Origin of the sequence: Mesorhizobium sp. M0633, from assembly GCF_040320645.1 — a bacterium.
Classification (GTDB): Bacteria; Pseudomonadota; Alphaproteobacteria; order Rhizobiales; family Rhizobiaceae; genus Mesorhizobium.
This window is the reverse complement of the sequence record NZ_JAMYQC010000014.1, coordinates 36,447-59,997: the sequence shown is the minus strand read 5'-3', so window position 1 is coordinate 59,997 and position 23,551 is coordinate 36,447. Positions and strand designations below refer to the sequence as shown.

Below are 23,551 nucleotides of genomic sequence, written 5' to 3'. Positions count from 1 at the left end.
CTGCGCCGGTAAGTCTTGGCCGCCCGATTCAGCGGGCTGTCAGGGTGCTGGGACCTATAGGGGGAGTTCCGCGCCGTGACAAGCAAGCCGTTTCTCAAGCCCTCACTCCAACGCCGAGGTAGCCATGGAAAGCCAGACCGTCGTCGAAGCGCTGCTGCTCGGCATGCTCGAGGGCCTGACCGAGTTTATTCCGGTGTCTTCGACCGGTCATATCCTGCTCGCCGGCCATTTCCTCGGTTTTCATTCGACCGGAAAGGCCTTCGAAATCCTGATCCAACTCGGCGCCATATTGGCGATCCTCAGCGTCTATTTCCGCCGTCTCTGGAAGATGCTGCTCGAGCTGCCCTACGATCGGCTGACGCGGCATTTCGTCCTCGGCATTCTCATCGCATTCCTGCCGGCGGCCATTATCGGCGCACTGGCGCATGACTTCATCAAGACGGTGCTGTTCGAATCGCCGCGGCTGATCTGCATCATGCTGATCATCGGCGGTGTCATCCTGCTGCTGGTCGATCGCATGAAGCCGAAGCCGTATTACCACGATGTCGAGCGGTTTCCGACCAGGCTTTATCTGCAGATCGGGCTGTTTCAGTGCTTGTCGCTGATCCCCGGCACGTCGCGCTCGGGTTCGACCATCGTCGGCGCGCTGCTGCTCGGGGTCGACAAACGGGCGGCGGCGGAATTCTCCTTCTTCCTCGCCATACCGACGATGGTCGGCGCCTTCGCCTTCGACCTGTTCAAGAACCGCAATGTGCTGAGCAGCGCCGACCTGCCCATCATCGCCGTCGGTTTCGTCGCCGCCTTCGTCTCGGCATTGATCGTCGTGCGCTTCCTGCTCGACTACGTCTCGCGCCACGGCTATGCGCTGTTCGGCTGGTGGCGGCTGGTCGTCGGCATCGTCGGCCTGACAGCACTGGCCATTTGGGGGTGAGCCGGCGCGGATAGCGCAATCCCAGCCGGAACTCTATTCTTGCCCGAAGCCGAGCCATACGATCTTGTGGACGTATGGTTGGCAGGGGGAATGCGTGAGCGAAGTTCTTGACGCCCTCGTTATTGGCGCCGGTCCGGCGGGACTCGGCGTCAGCTACTTCTTGAAACGGCAGGACCGCGACCACCGTGTGCTCGATCGAGGCCGGATCGGCGAAACGTGGCGAACGCAGCGCTGGAACTCTTTTCGACTGAATTCGCCGACCATTCGCTCCATCTTACCCGGTGATTCCTACGAGGGGCCCGAGCCGTGGGGCGCGATAACCCACCACGAATTTGTCGCGTATCTCGAAGGCTATGCCGAGCGGCACCGCCTGCCGGTAAGCACCCAAACTCCGGTGCAAGAGCTGACGAGAGACGACGGGATCTTTCGCATCACCACGACGGACGGGGCATTTCTGGCGCGCAACGTGGTGATCGCCACCGGCGACCAGAATCGGCAGGTCCGGCCAGCAGGGTCGGCGGATTTGCCAACCGCAATTGGCCAAGTCGATTCCTCGGCTTATCGCAACCCGGCCGAGTTCGAGAGTGGCGCGGTGCTGGTGGTCGGCAGCGGCCAGTCGGGCGGCCAGATCGCCGAGGATCTGGCGTTGGCAGGACGTGTGGTCTTCTTGGCGACCAGCCGCAACGGCCGTTGGGTGCGGCGCTACCGCGGGGGCAACATACTTAAATGGCTGACGCTGTCCGGTTTTCTCGACGTTCCGCGCAAGGAACTCGTCCTCCCCTCCGGCAAGCTGCAGGCCCGCGCGCTGGTCGGCGCGACGCACACGATCAGTTTGCAATCGCTGAGTGCGCAAGGCGTGGTGCTGCTCGGCCGCTTCAGGGGAGTGGAGAATGGCAGCCTCGTCTTCGGCGACGAGCTCGACGACTACATGCGATTTGCCGACGAGGTCTCCGCGAATGCCAAGCGCCTGGTTGACGAGTACATCGAGCGCGCCGGCCTCGATGCGCCACTGGCCGAGGATGATCCGGCCGAGACGATTGAACCGCGCTTGCCCGATCCTCCGATCCGCTCCCTCGACTGGACGGCGAGCGGCATCAGATCAGTGATCTGGTGCACCGGCTTCACCGGCGATTTCTCATGGGTTCGGCTTCCCGGCGCGCTCGATGCAGCCGGCCAGCCCGTCCACGAGGATGGCGTCGGCGCTGTTCCAGGTCTCTTTTTCGCCGGCCTCGATTTCGGATCGACGCGGAAGTCGGGCACCATACCGGCCATTCCAGAGGAGGCGGCCGCCGTCGTGGAGCGACTTGTCCAAGCGGGAGCCGACTTGCCACGGAACGGCGTCTAAACGAGCCGTCGAACGCGGGTTCTTGAACGTGCAAGAACATGACAGCTCTGGCGCGATCAAGACGACGCACGCTGCATTTTGTCGAAGCGCACCGACAATTTTCCGTAGTCCATTGGTGCGACAGCCAGAAATCGCGGGCACCTTCGATACGGCGCTCCGATTCGCGGCTGCATCCATTGCCTCCATCAGCGTGCGGCGGCCTTGACCTCGGCTGGTCGTCGTCGTGCTGACAGCACTGGCCATATGGGATGAGCCGGCGCAGTCGTTCGGAATGGTCGCCCTGGAGACGCCAAAGGAGGTGCGTCAAGGCGCACGATCGGTCAGCGCACTCGCGCCTTCCTCCGCGGCGCAATGTGCGCAGCAGTAGATGATGTCATCCTGTTCGACGCCATGTCCGATGATCCGGCATCCGCAATGCGGACACGTCGGAGCAAGTTTCTGGACCGCGCATTCGAAGCTGTCGAATGTGTAGGTCTCGTCGGCCATCGTCACGTTGAAAGCCTTGTCGTAGTCATTCCCGCATTGATCGCATCTGGCCATAGTTCTTCTCCTTCTTTCACTGGCTTCAAGCTCGACCAACCTGTCGCGCGGCGATAGGTTCCCGCCAGGATCAGGGGGCCGTCCTAAGCCGGAGACGAGAGCGAGCCTACGCGACGGCGCTGTTCGATCACGCGGATCACCTCGTCGATATCCCGCGGCTCGATGTCGAGTTCCTTCAGGCCAGGCGCGTCGATTGCTGCCACATTGTCCTGACGCATAAGATCGATCTGGTTGCGCGTTATGGGGGCAGCCGGGAGGAGTTCCGCGACGCCAGCCAAGGCGTTCCATACCGCAAACGGCACCGGCATCAGCTTGACGTGCGTATCGAGCTGTCGGGCGATCTCCCGAAGCAGTTCCTTATAGGTATAGATACGCGGGCCACCGAATTCGAATATGGATGAACCCTGGGTTCGCCCGTCGATCAGCCGGCTCACTGCTTCTGCGACGTCTGCCACATAGACCGGCTGAAGCCGTGTGCCACCATCGCCAAACAGCGGATAGACCGGCAGGAGGCGTATCATCCTCACAATGGTCGTGAGGAAAGCGTCGTCAGGTCCTGTCATGACGGCGGGACGCACAATGAAAGCGCCGGGAAATGCGCTTTCCACGGCACCTTCTCCGCGCCCACGCGCCCTTATGTAATTCGAATCCGATTGAGGATCGGAGCCGATCCCTGAAATCTGGACGAACTGGTCGATCGCGCGGTCGCGCGACGCGGCAGCGAGATCGGCCGCGGCTTTCACATGCACGCGTTCAAAGGTCTGGACGCCCTGCTCGACGTAAAGACTGACGGCATTCACGACCGCCTGTGATCCGGTAATGGCCGACCCGATCGAGGACGCATCCAATATATCCGCCTCGACTGCTTCGGGCATCCTTGTAATCGAGGAAAAGACCAGGGCCACGCGAGCCGGATGGCGAGATGCGGCGCGCACCGTGAAACCTCTTTCCAGGAGCCGCTTCACGATCCTGCGCCCGAGAAAGCCAGTTCCGCCGAACACGGTGACGATCCGTTCCGGGTTGAGATCGTCGGGATCCATTTGCCTCGCCATCCCTTTGTCCTCGCATAGCTGCCACGCGGACTGCCCTGGCCGGCATTTGAACCAGCCCGTCGAACATCAGGACGATTGGGGAACAACGCAGGAACGCTTTTGTTCCAGTCAGCGCTGGGCGGATGCTTGACAGATCGGCAAACCATGATCTGAACCGCAGGCGCAGCAAAACGACCCCACGTCGAGAATGGCCTAGTTTCGCCCGTAAAACACATTCTCGACATGCACCGGCCAGCGCCACGGCAGCACCGCCACCATGTCGAAGCGCACCGATAATTTTCCGTAGTCGGATTGGCGCGACAGCCAGAAATCGGCGGCGCCTTCGATGCGGTGCTCCGATTCGCGACCGACGGCTTCCATTGCCTCCATCAGCGTGCGGCGCGCCTTGACCTCGACGATCAGCACCAGATCGCCACGCCGCGCGATCAGGTCGATCTCGCCGAACCTGGTGCGGTGGCGGCGGGCAAGAATTCGGTAGCCTTTCAGCATCAGCGCCGCCGCCGCCAGCCATTCGCCGTGATGGCCGCGCCGGTAGGCCTTTTGCCGGCTGGCGCTCGGCCGTTCAGCCATCGCCGTCTCCGCCGGCCCCGTCTCTTCCGGCATTCTTGAGGTCGAGCAGCCGACGATAGAGCGCCTGCTTCTGGCCACCCGTCATCTTGGCGGCTTCCGCCGCTGCCTTGGAGGCCGGCATCTCGGCGGCGAGCGAAAGCAGCAGCCGGTCGATGTCGGCCGGTTCATCAGCGACAACATCCGCCAGGCCGACGCAGATGACGATTTCGCCTTTCGGCGTATCAGCTGCGGCGTAATGGCTGGCGAGCGACTGCAGGGTGCCGGTCCGCATCTCCTCGAAGGTCTTGGTCAGCTCGCGGCCGATGGCCGCCTTGCGGGCACCGCCCAGCACCTCGACCATGGCACTGAGCGTCTCGGCCAGCCGGCGCGGCGATTCGAAGAAGATCAACGTTGCCGGCACCGCCTTCAGCGCTTCCAGCCGCGTCAGCCGCTGCCCGGTCTTCACCGGCAGGAAGCCGGCAAACAGAAACGCGTCCGAAGGCAGGCCGGATGCCGTCAAAGCGGCAAGTGGCGCCGACGGTCCGGGGATCGGCACGACACGAATGCCGCGTTCCAGCGCCTCACCGACCAGCCGGTAGCCGGGGTCGGAGATGCGCGGCGTGCCGGGAGCCGAGTTCTGCGCTCCGCGTTGGCCGGCCAGCAGCGCCGCGATCAGCTTCGGTCCGGCCTCGCCGGCATTGTGCTCGTGGTAGGCGGTGGTGCGGCGGCGGATGCCGTAGCGGTCGAGCAGCACGCGGCTGACACGTGTGTCCTCGCAAGCGACGATATCGGCGGCGGCGAGCGTTTCCAGCGCGCGCAGCGTGATGTCGGCGAGATTGCCGATAGGCGTCGCGACCAGGTAGAGCGCCGGCTCGAGCGGCCGGGCGGCGATTTCGGTCTGCCCGACCACATAACTGCGTTTGGCCGATTCGCCGGTCACCTGCACAACTCCGTTCGACCCTGTTTGGCACGGCTCACGCTTGGTTGCAAAAGCCTGGGTTGCAAAGGCCCTGGTTCCAAAAGGGATGCCGACGTGAACCGGCCGCCATGCCTTCGCCACAGTAGGGAACGAAACCGTTGCCGGCGAATTTTACCCCTGATCTCGGGAGGAGCAGGATGAACAGCCTGACGATACAGGACGTTTTCGAACCCTACTATGCCGGCCGCAAACGCTTCGCCGCGCCATGCGACAAGAGCCTGCCTGCCGAAGCCGCAGATGGCAGAGCCAAGAAGCCGCTTGCACGCCAGCGATCGGCAGAGAGCAAGCCCGCAAACGAAACCGACCGCACGATGGAGCACTGACCGGACGATGCCCAATCGCTTCGACATTTTCATCACCCGCCTCGAAACAAAAAGCGCCCGCGATGGCGCAGCGTCACATTCCACAGACGACCAGCACCATGCCTCACGCGACAAAAGCGAGATCAAGCCGGCCCGTTCCGGAGAGACCAGCGAAAAAGATCGCGCCAAACACCGCCACAAGCACGAGGCTTGACCCCGCAAACCTTAGCGATCGGTCGAGACAGTTCTCGAAGCGCGGTTGCGAATGCTCCGCGATGTATCATTCAACCCAGATACTTCGAGACACGCGCCTCCAGCAGGCCCACCAGAGCCGGGTCCATGAATGCATAGTCGTCGGGAATATCGAGGCAGATTACTCGAGCCTTTTTCAGGCTTGTCTTGAATTTCTGCTGCAGTTTGGCGCGGTGCGTTTTTTCCATCACGAAGATGATGTCGGCCCAGGCGACGAGTTCATGCGTCAACGGTATGTCGGCATCGTGATTAGTGCCGGCCGAAGCGACCTCGATGTCCCGCCGCTTGGAAAACACCTGCTCCGCCGTCGGGCTGCGCAAGCGATTCTGGCTGCAGATGAAGAGAACGTTCTTCAACGTGCTATCTGGCCAAATCCGCCACGACCGCATCGAGCACGATCATGCCGGCCGGCGTGGCGCGCAGGCGGGCATTGCCGATCGGCGCCACCAGGCCTTCGTCCTGCAGCACCGACAGCCGTGCCGTCGACAGGCCGCGCCCTGAAAATGCCTCGTAGCGGGAAAGGTCGATGCCTTCCGCCAGCCTCAGCCCCATCAGCAGGAACTCGTCGGCCTCTTCCGACCGCGTCAGGACCTCGCCGCCGGTAACGCCATGACCCTTGGCCTCGACCAGATTGGCCCAGGTCTCCGGCATTTTCTCGGCGATCGTCACCACGCGGCGGCCATTTTCGACGAACCGGCCATGCGCGCCGGGACCGACGCCGACATATTCGCCATAACGCCAATAGGTGAGATTGTGCCGGCTTTCGGCGCCGGGCCTGGCGTGGTTGGAAATCTCGTAGGCCGGCAGTCCGCGCGCGGTGGTGATCTCCTGTGTCAACGCGTAGAGATCGGCGGCAAGCTCATTGTCTGGAATGATGAATTTCCTTGCCGCATGCAGTGCATGGAACGGCGTGCCTTCCTCGATGGTCAGCTGATAGAGCGACAGATGGTCTGCGGCGTGGCCGATCGCCTGCTCGAGCTCCGTCTGCCACGCTTTAAGCGTCTGGCCCGGCCGCGCGTAGATCAGGTCGAACGACAGCCGTGGGAATATCTCGCGCGCCAGGCCGATCGCATGCAGGGCCTCATCGACATTGTGCAAACGGCCGAGGAAGCGCAGATCCTTGTCGTGCAGCGCCTGCACGCCAAGCGATACCCGGTTGACGCCGGCCGCGCGATAGCCGCGAAAGCGCTCGGCCTCGACCGAGGAAGGATTGGCCTCCAGCGTCACCTCGATGCCATCAGGCACCGTCCAGTTCTTCGCCACTGCATCCAGCACCGCCGCCACGGTCTGCGGCTTCATCAGCGATGGCGTGCCGCCGCCAAGAAAGATGCTGGTCACCTCGCGCGGTCCGGTGCGGCCGCGCATCGTCGCCAGCTCGGTCTCGAAGGCGCGGGCAAAACGCTCCTGGTCGACCGGCTGGTGGCGGACATGGCTGTTGAAGTCGCAATACGGGCATTTGGCCGCGCAGAACGGCCAGTGGACGTAGACGCCGAAACCAGGCCTGCGGTCGAGCAGCATGGTCATACGCCGGCCAATCGGGCTTGCGCGAATTTCTGGAAGGCGCGGGCACGGTGCGACAATGTGGTTGGCTGGCCGGGCTTCCAGCCATGCTTTTCCTTCGCGCTCATCTCGCCGAAGGTCTTTTCGAACCCGTTGGGCAAGAACACCGGATCGTAGCCGAAGCCGAGCTCGCCGCGCGGTGGCCATACCAGCGTGCCCTCGACCTCACCGCGAAAATATTCCGCCTGGCCATCGGGAAAGGCCAGGCAGATGACCGCGACAAAGCGGCCCTTGCGCTGGGCAGGCGTGATCGCGCCAACTTCTTGCAAGGCCACTTCCGTGCGCTGCATGGCCATGCCGAAGTCGCGGGAGCCGTCCGGCGTCTCAGCCCAGTTGGCGGTGTAGACGCCGGGTGCGCCGTCGAGCGCATCGACACACAGGCCGGAATCGTCCGACAGCGCCGGCAGTCCAGTGGCCTTGGCGGCGGCCAAGGCTTTTATGAGGGCGTTCTGCTCGAAAGTGGTGCCGGTCTCGTCCGGCTCCGGCAAGCCGTATTCCTTTGCGGACTTCGCTTCTATGCCGAATGGCGCCATCAGATCGGCGAATTCCCGCAATTTACCGGCATTATGGCTGGCGACGACGATCTTATGCCCGTCAAGCGAATGGACAGTTGGCGAATGCATCAGATGCCCCAGATTCTTGGCTCGGCGAATTCGATCGAATTGCCCGACGGGTCGCGAATATAGATCGAGCGGCCGCCCTGCGGCCATTCGAACTCGCTTTCGATGGCAATTTTCTTCGCCTCAAGATGCGCTTTCCAGCGTGGGATTTCATCCGCGCTTGCGGCGAAGCAAAGATGGCCCTGGCCGACCGCGCCATGCGGCGGTACTTTGAGCTTGGCGTCGGCCGGCGGCGGCACTTTGGTCGCCTCGGCATTGAACATAAGCAGCACGCTGTCGCCGCAGCGGAAGAAGAGATGCCTGCCATCGACCTTGCCGAGCAGATCGAGCCCGAGCACGCCCGAATAGAACCGTTCCGCGGCAGCAAGGTCCGTCACGTAGAGTGCTGATTCCAGGATTGCAGAAGGGGTCACAGGATCGCCAATCTCATCAATATTGACCGCAGCTAAGCCACCGCCATTTGCTGCAAGCTGACCAGGCGCTGAATACCTTTCTTGGCGAGCCCCATCAGCGCCGCGAACTGCTCTTCCGAGAACGGCTCGCCCTCGGCCGTGCCTTGGATCTCGACGATGCCGCCCTTGCCGGTCATGACGAAATTGGCGTCGGTGCCGGCCGAGGAATCCTCGATATAGTCGAGGTCGATGACCGGCTGGCCATCATGGATGCCGCAGGAGATCGCCGCAACGTGATCCTTCAGCACCTTGCCCAGGCTCGCCATCTGGCGGGTTTCCATCCAGCGCAGGCAGTCGTAGAGCGCCACCCAGCCGCCGGTGATCGAAGCGGTGCGCGTGCCGCCGTCGGCCTGGATCACGTCGCAGTCGACGGTGATCTGCTGCTCGCCGAGCGCCTGCAGATCGACCACGGCGCGCAGGGAGCGGCCGATCAGCCGCTGGATTTCCAGCGTGCGGCCGCCTTGTTTGCCGGCCGAAGCCTCGCGGCGCATGCGCTCGCCGGTCGAACGCGGCAGCATGCCGTATTCCGCCGTCACCCAGCCCTTGCCGGAGTTGCGCATCCAGCCCGGCACCTTTTCCTCCAGGCTGGCCGTACACAGCACATGCGTGTCGCCGAACTTCACCAGGCACGAGCCTTCCGCATGCTTGGAGACGCCGCGCTCGAAGGAGATGGGGCGCATTTCGTCGAATTGGCGTTTGGAAGGGCGCATTCAGGCTTCTTTCTTTCTTCGGAATCTTGGCCGGGGAATCTTGGCCGGCTTGTAGCCGCACGGGGCGTGAGGCGCAAAGGAAAATGGACCGGTTGCGCCGACACCGCGGAAGTCTATATCTTCGGGGCGGAGGTTTTTGGCTCGAAATGACAAAGGCAGTCGATCCCGGTTTGCAGTCGCACGTGCTCCCGTCGCACGCGCTGCAATCGCCCGCGCTTCAATCGCTCGACATGCGTTCGCGCGACATCTTCCGGCGCATCGTCGATTCCTATTTGAGGGATGGCGAGCCGGTCGGTTCGCGCAGCCTGTCGCGCATCCTGCCGTCGTCGCTGTCGCCGGCCACCATCCGCAACGTGATGAGCGACCTTGAGCATCTCGGCCTGATCTATGCGCCGCACATTTCGGCTGGCCGGCTGCCGACCCAGGCAGGCCTGCGCTTCTTCGTCGATGCTTTCATGGAACTTGGTGACCTCTCCGACGAGGAGCGCCGCACCATCGAGGCCCAGGTGCGCGCCTCCGGCTCGGGCGCGACGCTGGAGCATATGCTGACCGAGGCCAGCCAGATGCTGTCCGGCATGTCGCGCGGCGCCGGCCTCGTGCTCGCCGCCAAGAATGAGGTGGCGCTTAAGCACATCGAATTCATCCAGCTAGAGCCGACCAAGGCGCTGGCCGTGCTGGTCTCGCAGAACGGCGACGTCGAAAATCGCGTCATCGATCTGCCCGCCGGCATCACCATCTCGCAATTGCACGAAGCCTCCAACTTCCTCAACGCCCATATCCGCGGTCGCACCCTGGCCGAGGCGCGGGTCGAGATCGCCCGCATCAAGGAAGAGACCAGGGCAGCCCTCGACACGCTGTCGCAGGATCTGGTCGAGAAGGGCCTGGCGGTCTGGGCAGGCGCTGAAAGCGGCGTGCCTGGGCGGCTTATCGTGCGCGGCCGCGCCAATCTCCTGGAAAACGTCACTGCCCAGGCCGACATAGAATTGCTGCGGCATCTGTTTGAGGATCTGGAGACGCAGGATGGGCTGATCCAGCTTCTCGACCTCGCCGAGGCAGGCCCAGGCGTGCGCATATTCATCGGTTCGGAAAACAAGCTGTTTTCGCTGTCTGGCTCCTCGCTGGTGGTGGCACCCTATCGCGACAAGGACGCGCGCGTCGTCGGTGCGCTCGGCGTCATCGGGCCGACGCGGCTGAATTATGCGCGCATAGTACCGATGGTCGACTATACCGCGCAGCTGATTTCGCGCATGCTGAGCTAGGAGCCGCCGCGGGCCTGCCGCAAGGAGGAGAAAAGAATGGCGCTGGAATCGTTCAAGGCCCAGATCAGTCTGCTGCTCGAAGAAATGATCAACCAACCAGAGGATCAGCACGAGGTGCAAGAGCAGTTGCGCGAGAAGCTGCAAGAGATGCGGGCGATGGGTTTGCCGCTGCCGGCCGATCTGGTCGCGCTGGAAAAGCGCCTCGACGACGACTTTTACGCCTCGGGCAACTGAACGGGTTCGGCTTCAAATCCTCGTGTGCTGGACGGCCGCTTGGAACGATCAATACCTGATGCCGTTTGCCCTGTTCGAGGCGAATCCCGGAGGACGTTGATGATCCGATCTGGCGGCTTTGCGGCCGTTGCCGCTGCCCTCCTTGTTGCGACACCGGCAGCCGCCCAGCAGGCGGACCAGAATGTGCTCAAAGGCGAAGCCGCGTTTGGCGATTGGCACGCCGACAGGCCTGGCGTCAGACGCCTGATTGGGCCGCGAGACATGCCGGCAGCCGACCCCGCCCAATCCGCTTCGAACGGCGCCGGCGTGGCGGAACGGCCCGAGAGCGCCAAGCCAGAATTGCCGTCGGGCTTTTCGGCTGAAATGATCGCATCCGGCATCGTCAATCCACGTGTCGTGCGCGTCGCTCCGAATGGCGACCTGTTTGTTGCCAACAGCCATGCCGACCAAATACGCGTCTATCGTCTCGCCGAGGGCAGCGCCAAGCCCATCGAGAAAGCGATCTTCGCCAAGGGGCTCAATTATCCCTACGGCATCGCCTTCTATCCGCCAGGAGACAAACCGCAATGGGTTTATGTCGCGAACAGCGACAGCATCGTCCGCTTCCCCTATCGCGATGGCGACCTGAAGACATCCGGCAAACCAGAAACCATTGTCGCCCAAATCCCGTCGGGTGGTCACACGACCCGCGACATCGCCTTCTCGCAGGACGGCAAAACGCTTTATTTGTCGGTTGGCTCCGCCTCGAACGTCGCCGAGGATATAGGCAAGGAGCCGGATAGCGGCCTCGACGCCTGGGCCAAATCAAAGCCGCTCGGGGCGGCCTGGGGCTCCGAGGACGGCCGTGCCGATGTGCTCGCCTTTGACCCGGATGGGAAAAATCCCCGAACTGTCGCCACCGGCCTGCGCAACTGTACGGGCATGACCGTGCAGCCCTCCACCGGCGCATTGTGGTGCGTCGTCAATGAGCGCGACGAACTCGGCGACAATGTGCCGTTCGAATTTGCAACAGCGGTCAAGGACGGCGGATTCTATGGTTGGCCTTGGTACTACATCGGCAATAACGAGGATCCGCGCCATCAGGGCGAGCGGCCAGACCTCGCCGGCAAGGCCACTGTCCCCGATGTATTGATGCAGGCGCATTCGGCGCCGATGAATATAGCCTTCTACGACGGCAAGAACTTCCCGGCGGATTACCAGGGTGACGCCTTCGTCGCCATGCATGGTTCGTGGAACCGTGGCGCCAGGACCGGCTACAAGGTGGTGAGGCTCAAATTCAGGGATGGCAAGCCGACCGGCGAATATGAGGACTTCATGACCGGCTTCGTCATCTCGAACGACGCCGTCTGGGGCCGCCCGGTCGGTGTCGCGATGGCCAAGGACGGCTCGCTGATCGTCACCGAGGACGGCAACGGCACCATCTGGCGCATTACCTACGAAGACCGCCGCTCCTGAACGGCGGGGTCGCCAGCTGCGCTGGCGCAATCGAATCCGGGCCGAGGGAATTCACCCAACTTCAACATTGTGCGACAAGCGCGAATCATGACACTCACCGGGTTTCTCGCCTATAGTGCTGCCCTCGGCATCGCCGCGGCCATCCCCGGCCCCGGCGTCACCGCGCTCGTTGCGCGTGCGCTGGGTTCCGGCTTCCGCTCGTCGCTGGCCATGTCGTTCGGGCTGATGCTCGGCGACCTGACCTATCTCACTGCCGTGGTGCTCGGCCTGGCTTTCGTCGCGCAAACTTTCGGCATGGTCTTCCTGGCCATCAAATGGCTGGGCGTCGCCTACCTCGCCTTTCTTGGCTGGCGTTTCTGGACGAGCGGCATCACGCCGGAGACAGTGGAGGCGAAGAAAGGCAAGGGCGGCTTGGCATCCAGCTTTGTAGCCGGCCTCGCCGTCACGCTCGGCAATCCGAAGACGATGATCTTCTATCTTGCCATCACCCCGACCATCGTCGATCTGAAGACGATCACGCTGGCCGATTACGGCATCCTCGTCGCGCTCACCATCGTCGTCCTGCTCGTCGTGCTGGTGCCCTATCTGGCGCTGGCGGCCAAGGCGCGCTGGTTCCTGAAGTCGCCGCGGGCGCTGAGGGCACTCAACCGCACCGCCGCGGGCTTCATGGTCGGTGCGGCGGCGGCAATTGCCGCCCGCCAATAGATCTCCTTCGCCAATCCGCCCAAGGATTGCCACGCCTTGCAAGGGCGGGGGTACTCAGCACGAACTTCACTCGGATATTTTTCGATCGACAGCCTATCTTGCGCGGCGGATGGCTCTATCCTAGGCCCCGCCCGACTCTTGCCGCTTGACCTCTGGGAGGAAATCAATGAACAAGCCCGCCACCCCCGCACACGTGCCCGGCCGCGGCCGCATCTACAATTCGATCACCGAGACGATCGGCGACACGCCGCTGGTGCGGCTTGATAAATTCGCCAGGGAGAAGGGCGTCGTCGCCAATCTGCTGGCCAAGCTCGAATTCTTCAACCCGATCGCCTCGGTCAAGGACCGCATCGGCGTGTCGATGATCGAGGCATTGGAGGCTTCGGGCAGGATTACGCCCGGCAAGACCACCCTGATCGAGCCGACCTCGGGCAATACCGGCATCGCGCTCGCCTTTGCCGCCGCTGCCAAGGGCTACAAGCTGATCCTGACCATGCCGGAAACCATGTCCGTCGAACGCCGCAAGATGCTGGCTCTGCTCGGTGCCGAACTGGTGCTGACCGAAGGGCCGAAAGGCATGAAGGGCGCCATCGCCAAGGCGGACGAGCTGGCGGCAACGCTGCCCGACGCTGTCATTCCGCAGCAATTCGAAAACCCGGCCAATCCGGAAATCCATCGCCGCACCACGGCCGAGGAAATCTGGAACGACACCCATGGCGAAGTCGATATCTTCGTTGCCGGCATCGGGACCGGCGGCACCATCACCGGCGTCGGCCAGGTGCTGAAGAAGCGTAAGCCCTCGGTGCATGTCGTCGCCGTCGAACCGGAAGCCTCGCCGGTGCTGTCGGGCGGCCAGCCAGGCCCGCACAAGATCCAGGGCATTGGCGCCGGCTTCGCGCCAAAAATCCTCGACACGACGATCTATGACGAAATCGTCAAGGTCTCGAACGAGGATTCGGTTGCCAATGCACGGCTCGTCGCTCGGCTCGAAGGTGTGCCGGTCGGCATCTCGTCGGGGGCCGCCCTGCAAGCGGCGATCGTCGTCGGCTCGCGGGCCGAGAACAAGGGCAAGAACCTCGTCGTCGTCATCCCCTCTTTCGCCGAGCGCTATCTCTCGACGATCCTGTTCGAGGGATTGGGCGCTTAGACACGAGCGTTTTTGACCGGTCAGTAGCGATCCTTCGCGATGCCCTCCGACATCAAATACTCTGTATCACGCGTCGGCGTGGACCGCTGAAAAACCACCTGTGGCGGGCGTCGTTCGCTTGAGCGGCGGGTCCCTTCCGTATCAAATCGTCGCTGCCCGGCAGGTGGAGGACTTCATGTACAAGCTCTATACGCGTGCCAATACCGGCGGCTTTGTCATCGAGGCGGCGCTCGCTTTGGCGGGCGTGCCTTTCGACCAGATCGACGTTCCGAAGGGCCGACCCGACCAGGCCTTTTTAGATATCAGCCCCTTGAACCAGGTGCCGGTCCTGATCTTGCCGGACGGACGCTCGATGACCGAATCGGCGGCGATCTGCATCCTGCTGGCCGAGCGCCACCCGGAAGCAGGACTGGCGCCCGCAGCAAGTTCGGCTGACCGTGCCGACTTCCTGCGCTGGATGTTTTTCATGTCCTCCGTCATCTATTCGGCTGACCTGCGGTTCTTCTACGCTCATCGCTACACGACCGATCCCCGCGGCGTGGACGCTGTCAAACGGGCGGCGGTCTCGGAAATGGATCGCAGCTTCGCCATTCTCGATGCCGCCCTCGCAGGCCATGACTGGCTGGCCGGCGACCGGCTCTCGCTGGCCGACATCTATCTCGTCATGTTGGTGGCCTGGCATCCGGAGGTCGCGAAGGTTCCAACCGCTTGGCCGAATATCGAACGCCTGTGGGCCAATTTGCGGGAACATCGAGTGATAAAGAGGCTGAATGCTTCCCACGACATGTGGCCGGCCTAAGCACTCCGCCTTGTCTCAGTGTCTTTCCGCGTGGCCGAGCCATGCCCGTCGTTCCTGCAGGAACCGGCGCACGGCCGGATCGCGTTCGAGGCCGATAGCCCGGTCATAGGCCTCGCTCGCTTGCGGAACTTTGCCGAGTCTGGCCAGCAGGCCCGCGCGGGCGGCCCAGTAAGGTTGATAGTCATACAGCCGCTTGTCGCCGCTGAGTTGATCAAGCGCGCCCAATCCTGCTGAAGCACCTTCGGCCTCGGCAATCGCCACCGCACGGTTGATCGACACCACCGGCGAGCCGGCAATCACCGACAGCGCGTCGTAGAGCTCCTTGATCGCGACCCAGTCGGTACAACCGGTCAGCCGCCGTGTCGTATGGGCGGATTGCACGGCGGCCTCGAGCTGGTAGCGGCCGACAACACCCTCGGCGGCCGCGCGCCCGAGCAGCGCCTCCGCTTCATCGATCAGGGTGTCGTCCCACAATGCAAGATCCTGCTCGGCCAGCGGCACATAGTCACCCGCCGCATTGCGCCGGGCTGCACGCCGCGCCTCGGCGAACAGCATCAGCGCCAGCAGGCCGAGTGCTTCCGGCTCATCCGGCATCAGCGAGGCGATCAGACGGCCGAGCCAGATGCCTTCGGTCGCGAGATTGCGGCGCCGCGTTTCGGTGCCGGCCGGGTCGGACCAACCTTCGGCAAACGCCGCGTAGATCGCTTCCAGAACGGTGCCCAGCCGCTCGCCGAGCTCGGCCCGCTCCGGCACGCGGAACGGAATGCCTGTCTCGCGAATTCGCGTCTTGGCGCGCACCAGCCGCTGGCTCATCGTGGCTGGCGAGACAAGAAAAGCCGAGGCGATGGTCGCTGCGTCGAAGCCCAGGACCGTCTGCAGGATCAGCGGTGCTCGCACGCCGGCCTCAATCGCGGGATGGGCGCAGGCAAACATGAGCCTGAGCCGCTCGTCCGGCAGGTCTTCCTCGGCCATGCGCGCCTCCATCTCCTCGGCGATCAGTCTCAGGTGGTCGCGGCCCGCCTCGCGTGTCAGCCGCCGTCTGACCGCGTCGACGCGGCGCTTGCGTGCCACCGCCAGCAGCCAGGCTTCCGGCTTGTCGGGCACGCCCGCCTGTGGCCAACGCTCGAGCGCCGCTGCAAAGGCATCGGCCAATGCGTCCTCGGCAGCGGCCACGTCGCGCGTGCGTGCGGCGAGATAGGCGACCAGCTTGCCGTAGCTTTGCCGGGCGGCCGCTTCCGCCGCCGCCCGCGCAGTATCGGGCAATTCCGGCATCACATGGTGAGTTCCCAGATCGGCCGCACCTCTACCGTGCCGGTGCTGGCGCCCGGGCAGCGCGCCGCCCAGGCAATGGCGGCGTCGACGTCCTCCGCTTCGATCATATAGAAGCCGGCAAGCTGCTCCTTGGTGTCGGCATAGGGGCCGTCGAGCACGTTGGTCTTGCCATTGGCCATCCGCACCGAGGTAGCGGATTGCGTCGGCTTCAGCCGGTCGCCGGCGAGCCAGGCGCCGGATTTCTTCAACGCTTCGGTGTAGGCGACGTACGCGCTCGACATCTGTGTCACCGCATCTGCTGGCGCGGCTGCCATCCCCGCTTCGTTTCCATAGATCAAAAGCATGTATCGCATGGTCTTCTCCCGTTTCTCGAAGGCCGCATCGTTGCGAGCCGGACTTATGTCGCGCGGCCCTGCCGGATTTCGACAAGCGCTGGAAAAATCTTTCTGCCGCGATGCGACCTCGCGCAAGCGCCAACGTGTTGCGGCACTGCTTAGCCGTTCGTCTAATCGCTGCTATTGCGGGTTGGCATTTCCCGCCCGCTGTCTAAACTCGCTTCGCTTCGTGCCGCCGAGGAGGGCACGGCGGCGAATTTTCAGGGAGGAAATCGCATGCTCAATTTCAGGACGAAATTTGTTGCAGCCGGCGTGCTGGCGCTGTCCCTTGGCCTTGGCGCGGTATCGGTCAAGGCACAGGAATTCATCAACGTGCTGACCGGCGGCACGTCCGGCGTCTACTATCCGCTCGGCGTCGCGCTGTCGGAAATCTACGGCAAGGGCATCGAAGGCGCGCGCACCCAGGTGCAGGCGACGAAAGCGTCGGTCGAAAACCTCAACCTGCTGCAGCAGGGCAAGGGCGAGATCGCCTTTGCGCTCGGCGATTCCGTCAAGCTGGCCGCCGAAGGCAATACCGAAGCAGGCTTCCCAGGCAAGCTCGACAAGCTGCGCGGCATTGCCGCCATCTATCCCAATTACATCCAGATCGTCGCCAGCAAGGAATCCGGCATCAAGACGCTCGCCGATCTCAAGGGCAAGAGCCTTTCGGTCGGCGCGCCGGCCTCAGGCACCGAGCTCAACGCCCGCACGATATTTGCCGCTGCCGGGCTGAAATACGAAGACCTCGGGCGGATCGAATATCTGCCCTTCGCCGAATCGGTGGAGCTGATCAAGAACCGCCAGCTCGACGCCACGCTGCAGTCGGCTGGCCTTGGGGTCGCGTCGATCCGTGACCTCGCCACCTCAGTGCCGGTAAACATCGTTGCCGTGCCGGCGGAGGACGTCGCCAAGATCGGCTCGCCCTATCTTTCCGTGGTCATCCCCAAGGGCACCTACGAGGGCCAGACCGAGGATGTTGCGACCGCCGCCGTCGGCAATTTCCTGATCACCAGCGCCGATGTCTCCGACGAGACCGCCTATCAGATGACGAAACTGCTGTTCGAGCATCTCGACCAGCTCACCGCTGCCCACGCCGCCGCCAAGGCGATCGACCCGGCCAAGGCGCTCGACGGCATGCCGGTGCCGCTGCATCCAGGCGCCGAGAGGTATTACAAGGAAAAGGGATTGGTGAAGTAAGGAGCCATCCCTCCCCCTTGAGGAGAAGGTGAACAGCTGCCGAAGGCGAATGGACGGGTAGGGTCGGTTGAGGTCGCGCACTGCCGCACCGACCCCACCCGCCTCGCTTCGCTCGGCACCCTCCCCTCGAGGAGGGGACCGCCCCGCCAGGAACCCCGCTAATGACCGTAACCCCGACCGCTCTTTCCCCCACAGCGGAAGCTCCTGTCGAAGGATTGCCGCCTGGCTTCGGCGAAGGCATCGCCGGCAAGGCGGCTTTTTTTATCGCCATCGCCTTCTCCATCTTCCAAATCTACATCGCCGTCTATGGCAGCCTGCCGAGCCAGGTTATACGCGCCATGCATGTCGGCTTCCTGCTGCTGCTCGGCTTTGTCCTAATCGCCAATCTGCGCGCCAAAAGCGTCCCGGCGAAAGCAGTGTTCTGGACGCTCGGCCTGCTTGGTTTCGCCACCGGTCTGTACAATTGGGTGTTCTATGCCGACCTCATCCGCCGCTCCGGCTTTCTCACCACGCCTGACCTGATCGTCGGCGCGGTGCTGGTCGTGCTGGTCTTCGAGGCGGCGCGGCGGTTAATGGGGCTGCCGCTCGCCGTCATTGCCTTCATCTTTCTCGCCTACGCATTTGCCGGCAATCATCTGCCGCCGCCGTTCATCCATCGCGGCTATGATTTCGCCCAGCTCGTCGACACCTTCGCCTATGGCACCGAAGGCATCTACGGCACGCCGATCTATGTCTCGGCCGCCTACATCTTCATCTTCGTCGTTTTCGCCGCCTTTCTTGAGCGCGCCGGCATGATCGCGCTGTTCAACGATTTTGCGCTTGGCCTGGTCGGCTCATGGCGCGGCGGCCCGGCGCAAGTCTGCGTGCTGTCCTCGGCGCTGATGGGCACCATTTCCGGCTCCGGCGTCGCCAATGTGGTGGCCAGCGGCCAGTTCACCATCCCGCTGATGAAGCGCTTCGGTTTCCGCTCGGCTTTCGCCGGCGCCGTCGAGGCGACCTCGTCGATGGGCGGCCAGATCATGCCGCCGGTGATGGGAGCGGTTGCCTTTATCATGGCCGAGACCCTGAACATCCCCTATGCCGCGGTGGTCAAGGCGGCGATCATTCCGGCGCTGCTCTATTTCGGCGCCTGTTTCTGGCAGGTGCACCTGGAAGCCGGCAAGGCCGGCCTGCACGGCATGGCCAAGGCCGACCTGCCCAATCCGTGGGATGCGGTCAGACAACATTGGCCGCTGGTACTGCCTCTCGCAGCACTGATCTACCTGCTGTTTGCCGGCTACACACCGGTGTTCGCCGGCACCATGGGCCTGGCGTTGACCATTGTGCTTATCCTCGGCACGCCGCTGGCAGCATCGATCGGGCCGCTCGCCTTCCGCATCGTCTTCTGGCTGGCGCTCGGGCTTGCCGCGGCTTCCTTCATGAAATTCGGCGTCAACATCCTCAGCCTGGTCATCGCCGTGCTGGTCGCCGCCTGCCTCACCTTCAAGGGCGGGCGCGAGACGCTGCGCATATGCGTGGATTCCCTTGCCGAAGGAGCAAAGAACGCGCTGCCGGTCGGCATTGCCTGCGCCATTGTCGGCATCGTCATCGGCACGTTGACGCTTACCGGCATCGCCTCGACCTTCATCGGCTGGATCATCTCCATCGGCGAGAACAATCTGTTCCTGTCGCTGTTGCTGACCATGCTCACCTGCCTGGTGCTCGGCATGGGTATCCCGACCATCCCTAACTACATCATCACCTCGTCGTTGGCCGGGCCGGCATTGCTCTCGCTCGGCGTGCCGCTGGTGGTCAGCCACATGTTCGTCTTCTATTTCGGCATCATGGCCGACCTCACTCCGCCGGTGGCGCTGGCCGCCTTCGCCGCCGCGCCAATGGCCAAGGAGAGCGGCCTCAAGATCGGCATCCAGGCCACCAAGCTTGCCGTCGCCGGCTTCGTCGTGCCGTTCATGGCGGTCTACACCCCGGCGCTGATGTTGCAGGACCCCGGCCCGATCGCCGCCCAGTTCGGCTATCCCGTCGAGGTCGTCTATATCGTTGCCAAGGCCTGCATGGGCATCGTCCTGTGGGGCGCCGCGGCTGTCGGGTTCCTCGCCCGGCGCATGGCCTGGTGGGAACGTCTCGTCGCCTTCGCCGCCGGCGTGCTGCTGGTTGCCGCGCTGCCGCTCACCGACGAGGCGGGCTGGGCGCTGTCCCTTGCCTGGATCGGCTGGCACTGCTGGCGCGCGCGGCAGGCTTCGCTGGCTAATTCAGCATGAGCCTCTGCATCGTCGCGGCCGGCAAGACGGTGACGCTCGCGGTCGCTGCCTTCACGCTCTCCTGGGTGCATTCGGTGGAGAAGACCCAGTGGCAGGAAGACTGGAAGGTGCTGCCGTCCGGCCTGCAGCTGGTCGAGGCCCGCATCAAGGGATCGGGCGCCGGGATGGAGCCGCCGCAAGGCTCGGTGCTGAGAAACGGCTGGTGGGTCTATGCGCCCAAGGTCGGGCCACAGCGGCGCCTCGCGCTCGCCGCCTCGGGCGCCACGGGTCAGGGCTGGACGCTGTGCACGGCGCAGGACTGTCGCGAACTGGCCAAGCTGGCAGGCGGCACGATCTCGCTGGAGCCGTGCGGGCCGGAGGGCTCCAGCCAGCCGCGGTAGCGGGCGATCATGCCGGCAAGCGGATGCGAGATCTCGACATGGAAGCGGAAGCGGCCATTTCACCGTTTCGTAGGAAGTCGAGCGTGGACCGAGCCACATCGGAAGCGGCAGGCCAAAAAAACTCCAGCGGCGCAAGACCAGCGCCAGCCGGCCGTCTTCGGCAACCAGCGCCATCGCGAAGGTCAGCGGGCCGAAGCGTTCGCACAGCAAGCGCTGCGATCGACCCCGGCCTGCGGACTGTAGGCTCGAAAAACTGTGCTTGCCGAATGTCCGGGTCCAGGTCTCGCCGTCCTTGTCGGTGTCGAAGCGGACATGAACCGGGATGTCCTCGCTTGCCCCGGGGAAGCCGACCGTCCAGGCCATTAGCCGGCCAAGAACATTGCGCCCGCGTTCGACGCGCGCGCGGCCTGCGGCCGTGATCGTACGGTCATGCATTGACCGAATTGCCTCGGGAAGGCCTTGCCAGGCGGCACCGAGCAGCTCGGCATAAAGCGGCTTGTCCTCGTCCGCCGCCCCGTTCCTGAAGCCGGTGTAGATTGTCCGCCCGGCGAACAGGGCTTCATAATCCCGGAGCTCCAAATCGCGCACCCCCGCCCGTGCGCCCGGCGCGGGCTGATGTCCGGCCAGCGCTTTGCGGGCCAGTGCTTCGACCGCCATCGACGGGATCAGCGGCCCGTCATTGCCCTCGGCCAAGAGATGCCACGAGCGCTTGACGATGGCGCCCGCCCGGTCCGATCCCTCCACCTCGACGAACATGCCGCCGCGATGCTCGCCCCAGCGCAGCCGGTTCGTTGCCTGATGCATCAGCGGCGCCAGTGGCGAAAGCGAACCGATCAATCCGGCGCGCACCAGCCAGGCGAGGCCGATCAGGGCGCGGTGCAGCACCTCGGGTACCGGCCCGGCTCCCATCCAGATGGTCCTCGCCTCCGGCCAAAGCGCGGCCAAGGCGCGCAGGTCCGGAACGTCGACCAGAGAAAACAGCGCGTTTCGAAGCGGCAGCCGGCCCGGCGGCGCGATAGTGTAGCGCAGCTGCTCGGTAAACGGACGGCCTTGTTCGGGACGGCCATTGCGAACAAGCCGCACCGGCCGACCGGCATAACCGGCGATAGCCCGGATGACGTTCGCGCCGACGCCGGCAAAGGGCGAAGGCGCGATGCCGCCGCGAATGCCGTCGACCCGCGTCAGGTCCGAAGACAGGCGACGCACCACCGCCGCCGTCAGCACCGGAAAGCTCGAGACGCCGGACAGCACGAAGACGCCGGCGTTTCGCGCCGCCTCGCCCGGCGACAAAGAGGATCAGATGCGGCTCGCCCTCCAAAAGCTCGACGGTGCGACCGCCAAAGGTGCCATAGCCGCCGACGACAAGAACCTTCATCCGCAGTTCCCCCAAAATGCCCCGCCCGCTCCCGGCCACGGCAACGAACCTAGCAGATCAATCTTGCCCTCACCTCGGCGGAAGGGATTTCGCAATTGTCCTTCTTGCCGAACAGGGCGTAGCGGTTCTTTGCGATGCGGTCGTAGAGCCAGTCGCGAAGCGGGCGCGGCAACAGCAGCAGGATCCGCGCCGCCCGCCACGGCCAGCCGAGTTCGGCCATGACGGCAACGAAACTGTCCAGGCGGGTGAAAGCCACGCCATCGACGATGACGAGATTGGTCTCGTAGCGATCCGTCCGCAGCCCGTATTTCTTGAACAGCATCTCGCCGAAGGGCGACTGCGCCGTTACGAAATGGAAGCGGCCCTTGCGGTCGAGCTTCACCACCATGCGCACAAAGCCCGAGCACAACACGCAAATACCGTCGAACACGATCAACGGGCGACTTGATTCGAATTCTGGCGGCTCAGGAGAATGGTTCGGCTTGACGATCACGTGACGCCCGGCAGCTGGTGTCAGGCGACACTAGGCCTGCCGGCGGCTGGATCAAAGCCCGGAATGCTAGAGGCTTGGCGTTGTCGCACGCCGTCTGCCGGTCAGCGCAGGGCGCTCGGCGCGATAGGTCGTTGACCGATTGTCGGCGTCGGGCCGGCAGATACGGCTGTCGTGACGGCTCTCCATGCTCATCATCAGCGCACGCTGATCCCAAGCGTGTTGCCACGGCGCGCGCAGGCGGGGCCTGGGCCGCGCATATAATAGCGCTCAGGCCGATAGGTCGGCGCGACGAATTCGCGGATGGCGGCGGCATAGCCGGCGATTTGATTCCAGAAGCTCATTTTACTCGGTCCCTGTCCCGTTTCGGATGTCCCTTCCGAATTGCGGGGATCATAGCGTCCAGGCGTGAATAGTCGGTGAACGCGATGTTAATCTCTGGTCGAAAATGCCTTTGTTCATGGCTGGAATGCGGCTGATTCGCGGTGTTTCCATGCAGTCCGTCGGCATTTCGTCCAGTGTGACTTTTGCATCACATATGTTTCGCCTGAATGTCGCAGAGGCGCGGTTTTGTTTCAGGTTTTGCCGGACCGCGAAATTTCCGTGCACGCGGCCGGAAAACCAGGAACCGGCCCGTCAGCCGCACGTTGATTTCCCAGTGCCGGGACGAACCGGCTTCGCAGACTGTGGTGCTCGGGTGGGCCGCAGCCAAAAAATCCGAAACTGCAAGAGCAATGGAAAGGCAAAGGCCATGGGTTTCTTTTCGAAGGATATCAAAACCCTCGACGACCTCTTCGTGCACACGCTGCGCGACATCTATTACGCTGAAAAACAGATCGAGAAATCGCTGCCGAAGATGATCGACAAGGCGAGTGATCCGCAGCTGAAAGCGGGCTTTGAGAAACATCTCGCTCAGACCAAGGGTCATATCCAGCGTGTCGAGCAGGTGTTCGAACTGCACGGCGTGAAGGCCAAGCAGGTCGACTGCCCGGCCATCGACGGCATTCTCGAAGAAGCCGACGACGTCAGCGGCGACATCGCCGACAAGGAGGTCCTCGACGCTGCGCTGATCGCCTCCGCCCAGGCGGTCGAGCATTATGAGATGACCCGTTACGGCACCCTGATTGCTTGGGCCAAGCAACTGGGCCGCAGCGACTGCGCCAATGTGTTGGCCAACAACCTCAAGGAGGAGCAGGCAACCGACCGCAAGCTTACCGAAATAGCGGAAAGCAAGGTCAACCTGCAAGCCGTCGAGTAGGGCAGTGAGCGAGAACAAGGCAAGGCTGGGTTGAAAGCTCGGACTTGCCTTTTGCG

Annotated in this window: 26 protein-coding genes and 1 pseudogene; 13 read left to right on the top strand and 14 right to left on the bottom strand. The window is 63.6% G+C overall.

From position 1 onward, the window contains the following. The first annotated feature begins 124 nt into the window (after positions 1–124). Together NKI47_RS16785 and NKI47_RS16780 are read left to right on the top strand one after the other, a co-directional pair. Positions 125–931: an undecaprenyl-diphosphate phosphatase gene (locus NKI47_RS16785; protein WP_352591745.1), complete on the top strand. Its 807-nt coding sequence runs from the start codon at positions 125–127 to the stop codon at positions 929–931. A 94-nt stretch (positions 932–1,025) separates the two neighbouring features. Then, positions 1,026–2,276 (top strand): flavin-containing monooxygenase, encoded by a 1,251-nt coding sequence (locus NKI47_RS16780; protein ID WP_352591742.1) that lies wholly within the window; start codon positions 1,026–1,028, stop codon positions 2,274–2,276. A 303-nt stretch (positions 2,277–2,579) separates the two neighbouring features. On the opposite strand, the gene NKI47_RS16775 is transcribed toward NKI47_RS16780, so the two are convergent. The 4 genes from NKI47_RS16775 to rsmI form a co-directional block, all read right to left on the bottom strand. After that, entirely contained in the window at positions 2,580–2,816 is a 237-nt protein-coding gene (locus NKI47_RS16775) for a metallothionein (RefSeq protein ID WP_254817997.1), read from the bottom strand. 83 nt (positions 2,817–2,899) lie between these two features. Beyond that, positions 2,900–3,868 (bottom strand): complex I NDUFA9 subunit family protein, encoded by a 969-nt coding sequence (locus NKI47_RS16770; RefSeq protein ID WP_352591739.1) that lies wholly within the window; start codon positions 3,866–3,868, stop codon positions 2,900–2,902. A 192-nt stretch (positions 3,869–4,060) separates the two neighbouring features. Next, entirely contained in the window at positions 4,061–4,438 is a 378-nt protein-coding gene (locus NKI47_RS16765; protein ID WP_023678973.1) for a YraN family protein, read from the bottom strand. Then, the gene (gene rsmI, locus NKI47_RS16760; protein ID WP_352591736.1) at positions 4,431–5,357 is read right to left on the bottom strand and encodes a 16S rRNA (cytidine(1402)-2'-O)-methyltransferase; all 927 of its coding nucleotides are present in this window, start codon (positions 5,355–5,357) and stop codon (positions 4,431–4,433) included. Before rsmI ends, NKI47_RS16765 begins: the two co-directional genes overlap by 8 nt. A gap of 176 nt (positions 5,358–5,533) precedes the next feature. Here rsmI and NKI47_RS16755 point away from each other — a divergent pair, with 176 nt between their 5' ends. Further along, a complete protein-coding gene (locus tag NKI47_RS16755) occupies positions 5,534–5,719 on the top strand; it encodes a hypothetical protein (RefSeq protein WP_023678975.1) in 186 nt (61 codons plus the stop codon). Between the two features lie 263 nt (positions 5,720–5,982). Here the strand turns inward: NKI47_RS16755 and NKI47_RS16750 are convergent, their stop codons facing one another. From NKI47_RS16750 to rph, 5 genes are read right to left on the bottom strand one after another with little or no spacing between them, the layout of a single operon-like run. Continuing rightward, positions 5,983–6,306 carry a low molecular weight protein tyrosine phosphatase family protein gene (locus NKI47_RS16750; protein WP_023678977.1) on the bottom strand — a complete coding sequence of 108 codons (324 nt, stop codon included), beginning with the start codon at positions 6,304–6,306 and terminating at the stop codon, positions 5,983–5,985. Between the two features lie 4 nt (positions 6,307–6,310). Beyond that, positions 6,311–7,474, bottom strand: coding sequence for a radical SAM family heme chaperone HemW (gene hemW / locus NKI47_RS16745; RefSeq protein ID WP_352575340.1), 1,164 nt, complete (start codon positions 7,472–7,474; stop codon positions 6,311–6,313). Beyond that, positions 7,471–8,133: an RdgB/HAM1 family non-canonical purine NTP pyrophosphatase gene (gene rdgB / locus NKI47_RS16740; protein ID WP_023678979.1), complete on the bottom strand. Its 663-nt coding sequence runs from the start codon at positions 8,131–8,133 to the stop codon at positions 7,471–7,473. The genes hemW and rdgB overlap by 4 nt, the downstream gene beginning before the upstream one ends. After that, complete coding sequence (locus NKI47_RS16735) at positions 8,133–8,543, bottom strand: VOC family protein (protein WP_023678980.1); 411 nt, start codon at positions 8,541–8,543, stop codon at positions 8,133–8,135. The genes rdgB and NKI47_RS16735 overlap by 1 nt, the downstream gene beginning before the upstream one ends. A gap of 32 nt (positions 8,544–8,575) precedes the next feature. Next, positions 8,576–9,292, bottom strand: a complete 717-nt coding sequence (gene rph, locus NKI47_RS16730) for a ribonuclease PH (protein ID WP_023678981.1) — start codon at positions 9,290–9,292, stop codon at positions 8,576–8,578. Between the two features lie 146 nt (positions 9,293–9,438). Here rph and hrcA point away from each other — a divergent pair, with 146 nt between their 5' ends. The 6 genes from hrcA (at position 9,439) to NKI47_RS16700 (ending at position 14,891) form a co-directional block, all read left to right on the top strand. Next, on the top strand, positions 9,439–10,551 hold the full coding sequence (gene hrcA, locus NKI47_RS16725) for a heat-inducible transcriptional repressor HrcA (RefSeq protein WP_036239090.1): 1,113 nt from the start codon (positions 9,439–9,441) through the stop codon (positions 10,549–10,551). Between the two features lie 36 nt (positions 10,552–10,587). After that, entirely contained in the window at positions 10,588–10,785 is a 198-nt protein-coding gene (locus tag NKI47_RS16720; protein WP_023678983.1) for a hypothetical protein, read from the top strand. Positions 10,786–10,884: 99 nt separating this feature from the next. Then, the gene (locus tag NKI47_RS16715; protein ID WP_352575336.1) at positions 10,885–12,240 is read left to right on the top strand and encodes a PQQ-dependent sugar dehydrogenase; all 1,356 of its coding nucleotides are present in this window, start codon (positions 10,885–10,887) and stop codon (positions 12,238–12,240) included. 87 nt (positions 12,241–12,327) lie between these two features. Continuing rightward, positions 12,328–12,945 carry a LysE family translocator gene (locus NKI47_RS16710; RefSeq protein ID WP_352591732.1) on the top strand — a complete coding sequence of 206 codons (618 nt, stop codon included), beginning with the start codon at positions 12,328–12,330 and terminating at the stop codon, positions 12,943–12,945. 166 nt (positions 12,946–13,111) lie between these two features. Beyond that, on the top strand, positions 13,112–14,092 hold the full coding sequence (gene cysK / locus NKI47_RS16705) for a cysteine synthase A (protein WP_023678986.1): 981 nt from the start codon (positions 13,112–13,114) through the stop codon (positions 14,090–14,092). A 175-nt stretch (positions 14,093–14,267) separates the two neighbouring features. Further along, a complete protein-coding gene (locus tag NKI47_RS16700) occupies positions 14,268–14,891 on the top strand; it encodes a glutathione S-transferase family protein (protein WP_352575452.1) in 624 nt (207 codons plus the stop codon). A 15-nt stretch (positions 14,892–14,906) separates the two neighbouring features. On the opposite strand, the gene NKI47_RS16695 is transcribed toward NKI47_RS16700, so the two are convergent. Both NKI47_RS16695 and NKI47_RS16690 read right to left on the bottom strand, forming a co-directional pair. After that, the gene (locus NKI47_RS16695; protein WP_352591729.1) at positions 14,907–16,163 is read right to left on the bottom strand and encodes an RNA polymerase sigma factor; all 1,257 of its coding nucleotides are present in this window, start codon (positions 16,161–16,163) and stop codon (positions 14,907–14,909) included. Beyond that, positions 16,163–16,516 carry a YciI family protein gene (locus tag NKI47_RS16690; RefSeq protein ID WP_023718846.1) on the bottom strand — a complete coding sequence of 118 codons (354 nt, stop codon included), beginning with the start codon at positions 16,514–16,516 and terminating at the stop codon, positions 16,163–16,165. Before NKI47_RS16690 ends, NKI47_RS16695 begins: the two co-directional genes overlap by 1 nt. Positions 16,517–16,774: 258 nt before the next feature. On the opposite strand from NKI47_RS16690, the gene NKI47_RS16685 reads away from it, so the two are divergent. From NKI47_RS16685 to NKI47_RS16675, 3 genes are all read left to right on the top strand, one after another. Further along, entirely contained in the window at positions 16,775–17,734 is a 960-nt protein-coding gene (locus NKI47_RS16685) for a TAXI family TRAP transporter solute-binding subunit (protein ID WP_352457892.1), read from the top strand. Between the two features lie 161 nt (positions 17,735–17,895). Next, entirely contained in the window at positions 17,896–19,992 is a 2,097-nt protein-coding gene (locus tag NKI47_RS16680; protein ID WP_352591726.1) for a TRAP transporter permease, read from the top strand. After that, positions 19,989–20,372 (top strand): DUF1850 domain-containing protein, encoded by a 384-nt coding sequence (locus NKI47_RS16675; protein ID WP_352451865.1) that lies wholly within the window; start codon positions 19,989–19,991, stop codon positions 20,370–20,372. The genes NKI47_RS16680 and NKI47_RS16675 overlap by 4 nt, the downstream gene beginning before the upstream one ends. A 75-nt stretch (positions 20,373–20,447) precedes the next feature. Here NKI47_RS16675 and NKI47_RS16670 read toward each other — a convergent pair. The 3 genes and pseudogenes from NKI47_RS16670 to NKI47_RS16660 all read right to left on the bottom strand — a co-directional run. After that, positions 20,448–21,029, bottom strand: a pseudogene (locus NKI47_RS16670) (DUF4166 domain-containing protein); the annotation flags it as partial. 767 nt (positions 21,030–21,796) lie between these two features. Continuing rightward, complete coding sequence (locus NKI47_RS16665; RefSeq protein ID WP_352591904.1) at positions 21,797–22,177, bottom strand: thiol-disulfide oxidoreductase DCC family protein; 381 nt, start codon at positions 22,175–22,177, stop codon at positions 21,797–21,799. A gap of 257 nt (positions 22,178–22,434) precedes the next feature. After that, positions 22,435–22,581: a hypothetical protein gene (locus NKI47_RS16660; protein ID WP_023678994.1), complete on the bottom strand. Its 147-nt coding sequence runs from the start codon at positions 22,579–22,581 to the stop codon at positions 22,435–22,437. Positions 22,582–22,988: 407 nt separating this feature from the next. Between NKI47_RS16660 and NKI47_RS16655 the strand changes: the two genes are divergently transcribed. Beyond that, positions 22,989–23,495: a YciE/YciF ferroxidase family protein gene (locus NKI47_RS16655; RefSeq protein WP_352591901.1), complete on the top strand. Its 507-nt coding sequence runs from the start codon at positions 22,989–22,991 to the stop codon at positions 23,493–23,495. Positions 23,496–23,551: the final 56 nt, after the last annotated feature.

What these genes read in the sequence shown, in the direction of transcription:
- NKI47_RS16785 (WP_352591745.1), top strand. Translation starts at nt 125, where the DNA reads ATGGAAAGCCAGACCGTCGTCGAAGCGCTGCTGCTCGGCATGCTCGAG.
- NKI47_RS16775 (WP_254817997.1), bottom strand. Translation starts at nt 2,816, where the DNA reads ATGGCCAGATGCGATCAATGCGGGAATGACTACGACAAGGCTTTCAAC.
- NKI47_RS16770 (WP_352591739.1), bottom strand. Translation starts at nt 3,868, where the DNA reads ATGGCGAGGCAAATGGATCCCGACGATCTCAACCCGGAACGGATCGTC.
- NKI47_RS16765 (WP_023678973.1), bottom strand. Translation starts at nt 4,438, where the DNA reads ATGGCTGAACGGCCGAGCGCCAGCCGGCAAAAGGCCTACCGGCGCGGC.
- NKI47_RS16755 (WP_023678975.1), top strand. Translation starts at nt 5,534, where the DNA reads ATGAACAGCCTGACGATACAGGACGTTTTCGAACCCTACTATGCCGGC.
- hemW (WP_352575340.1), bottom strand. Translation starts at nt 7,474, where the DNA reads ATGACCATGCTGCTCGACCGCAGGCCTGGTTTCGGCGTCTACGTCCAC.
- rdgB (WP_023678979.1), bottom strand. Translation starts at nt 8,133, where the DNA reads ATGCATTCGCCAACTGTCCATTCGCTTGACGGGCATAAGATCGTCGTC.
- rph (WP_023678981.1), bottom strand. Translation starts at nt 9,292, where the DNA reads ATGCGCCCTTCCAAACGCCAATTCGACGAAATGCGCCCCATCTCCTTC.
- hrcA (WP_036239090.1), top strand. Translation starts at nt 9,439, where the DNA reads ATGACAAAGGCAGTCGATCCCGGTTTGCAGTCGCACGTGCTCCCGTCG.
- NKI47_RS16720 (WP_023678983.1), top strand. Translation starts at nt 10,588, where the DNA reads ATGGCGCTGGAATCGTTCAAGGCCCAGATCAGTCTGCTGCTCGAAGAA.
- NKI47_RS16715 (WP_352575336.1), top strand. Translation starts at nt 10,885, where the DNA reads ATGATCCGATCTGGCGGCTTTGCGGCCGTTGCCGCTGCCCTCCTTGTT.
- NKI47_RS16710 (WP_352591732.1), top strand. Translation starts at nt 12,328, where the DNA reads ATGACACTCACCGGGTTTCTCGCCTATAGTGCTGCCCTCGGCATCGCC.
- cysK (WP_023678986.1), top strand. Translation starts at nt 13,112, where the DNA reads ATGAACAAGCCCGCCACCCCCGCACACGTGCCCGGCCGCGGCCGCATC.
- NKI47_RS16700 (WP_352575452.1), top strand. Translation starts at nt 14,268, where the DNA reads ATGTACAAGCTCTATACGCGTGCCAATACCGGCGGCTTTGTCATCGAG.
- NKI47_RS16695 (WP_352591729.1), bottom strand. Translation starts at nt 16,163, where the DNA reads ATGCCGGAATTGCCCGATACTGCGCGGGCGGCGGCGGAAGCGGCCGCC.
- NKI47_RS16690 (WP_023718846.1), bottom strand. Translation starts at nt 16,516, where the DNA reads ATGCGATACATGCTTTTGATCTATGGAAACGAAGCGGGGATGGCAGCC.
- NKI47_RS16685 (WP_352457892.1), top strand. Translation starts at nt 16,775, where the DNA reads ATGCTCAATTTCAGGACGAAATTTGTTGCAGCCGGCGTGCTGGCGCTG.
- NKI47_RS16680 (WP_352591726.1), top strand. Translation starts at nt 17,896, where the DNA reads ATGACCGTAACCCCGACCGCTCTTTCCCCCACAGCGGAAGCTCCTGTC.
- NKI47_RS16675 (WP_352451865.1), top strand. Translation starts at nt 19,989, where the DNA reads ATGAGCCTCTGCATCGTCGCGGCCGGCAAGACGGTGACGCTCGCGGTC.
- NKI47_RS16660 (WP_023678994.1), bottom strand. Translation starts at nt 22,581, where the DNA reads ATGAGCTTCTGGAATCAAATCGCCGGCTATGCCGCCGCCATCCGCGAA.
- NKI47_RS16655 (WP_352591901.1), top strand. Translation starts at nt 22,989, where the DNA reads ATGGGTTTCTTTTCGAAGGATATCAAAACCCTCGACGACCTCTTCGTG.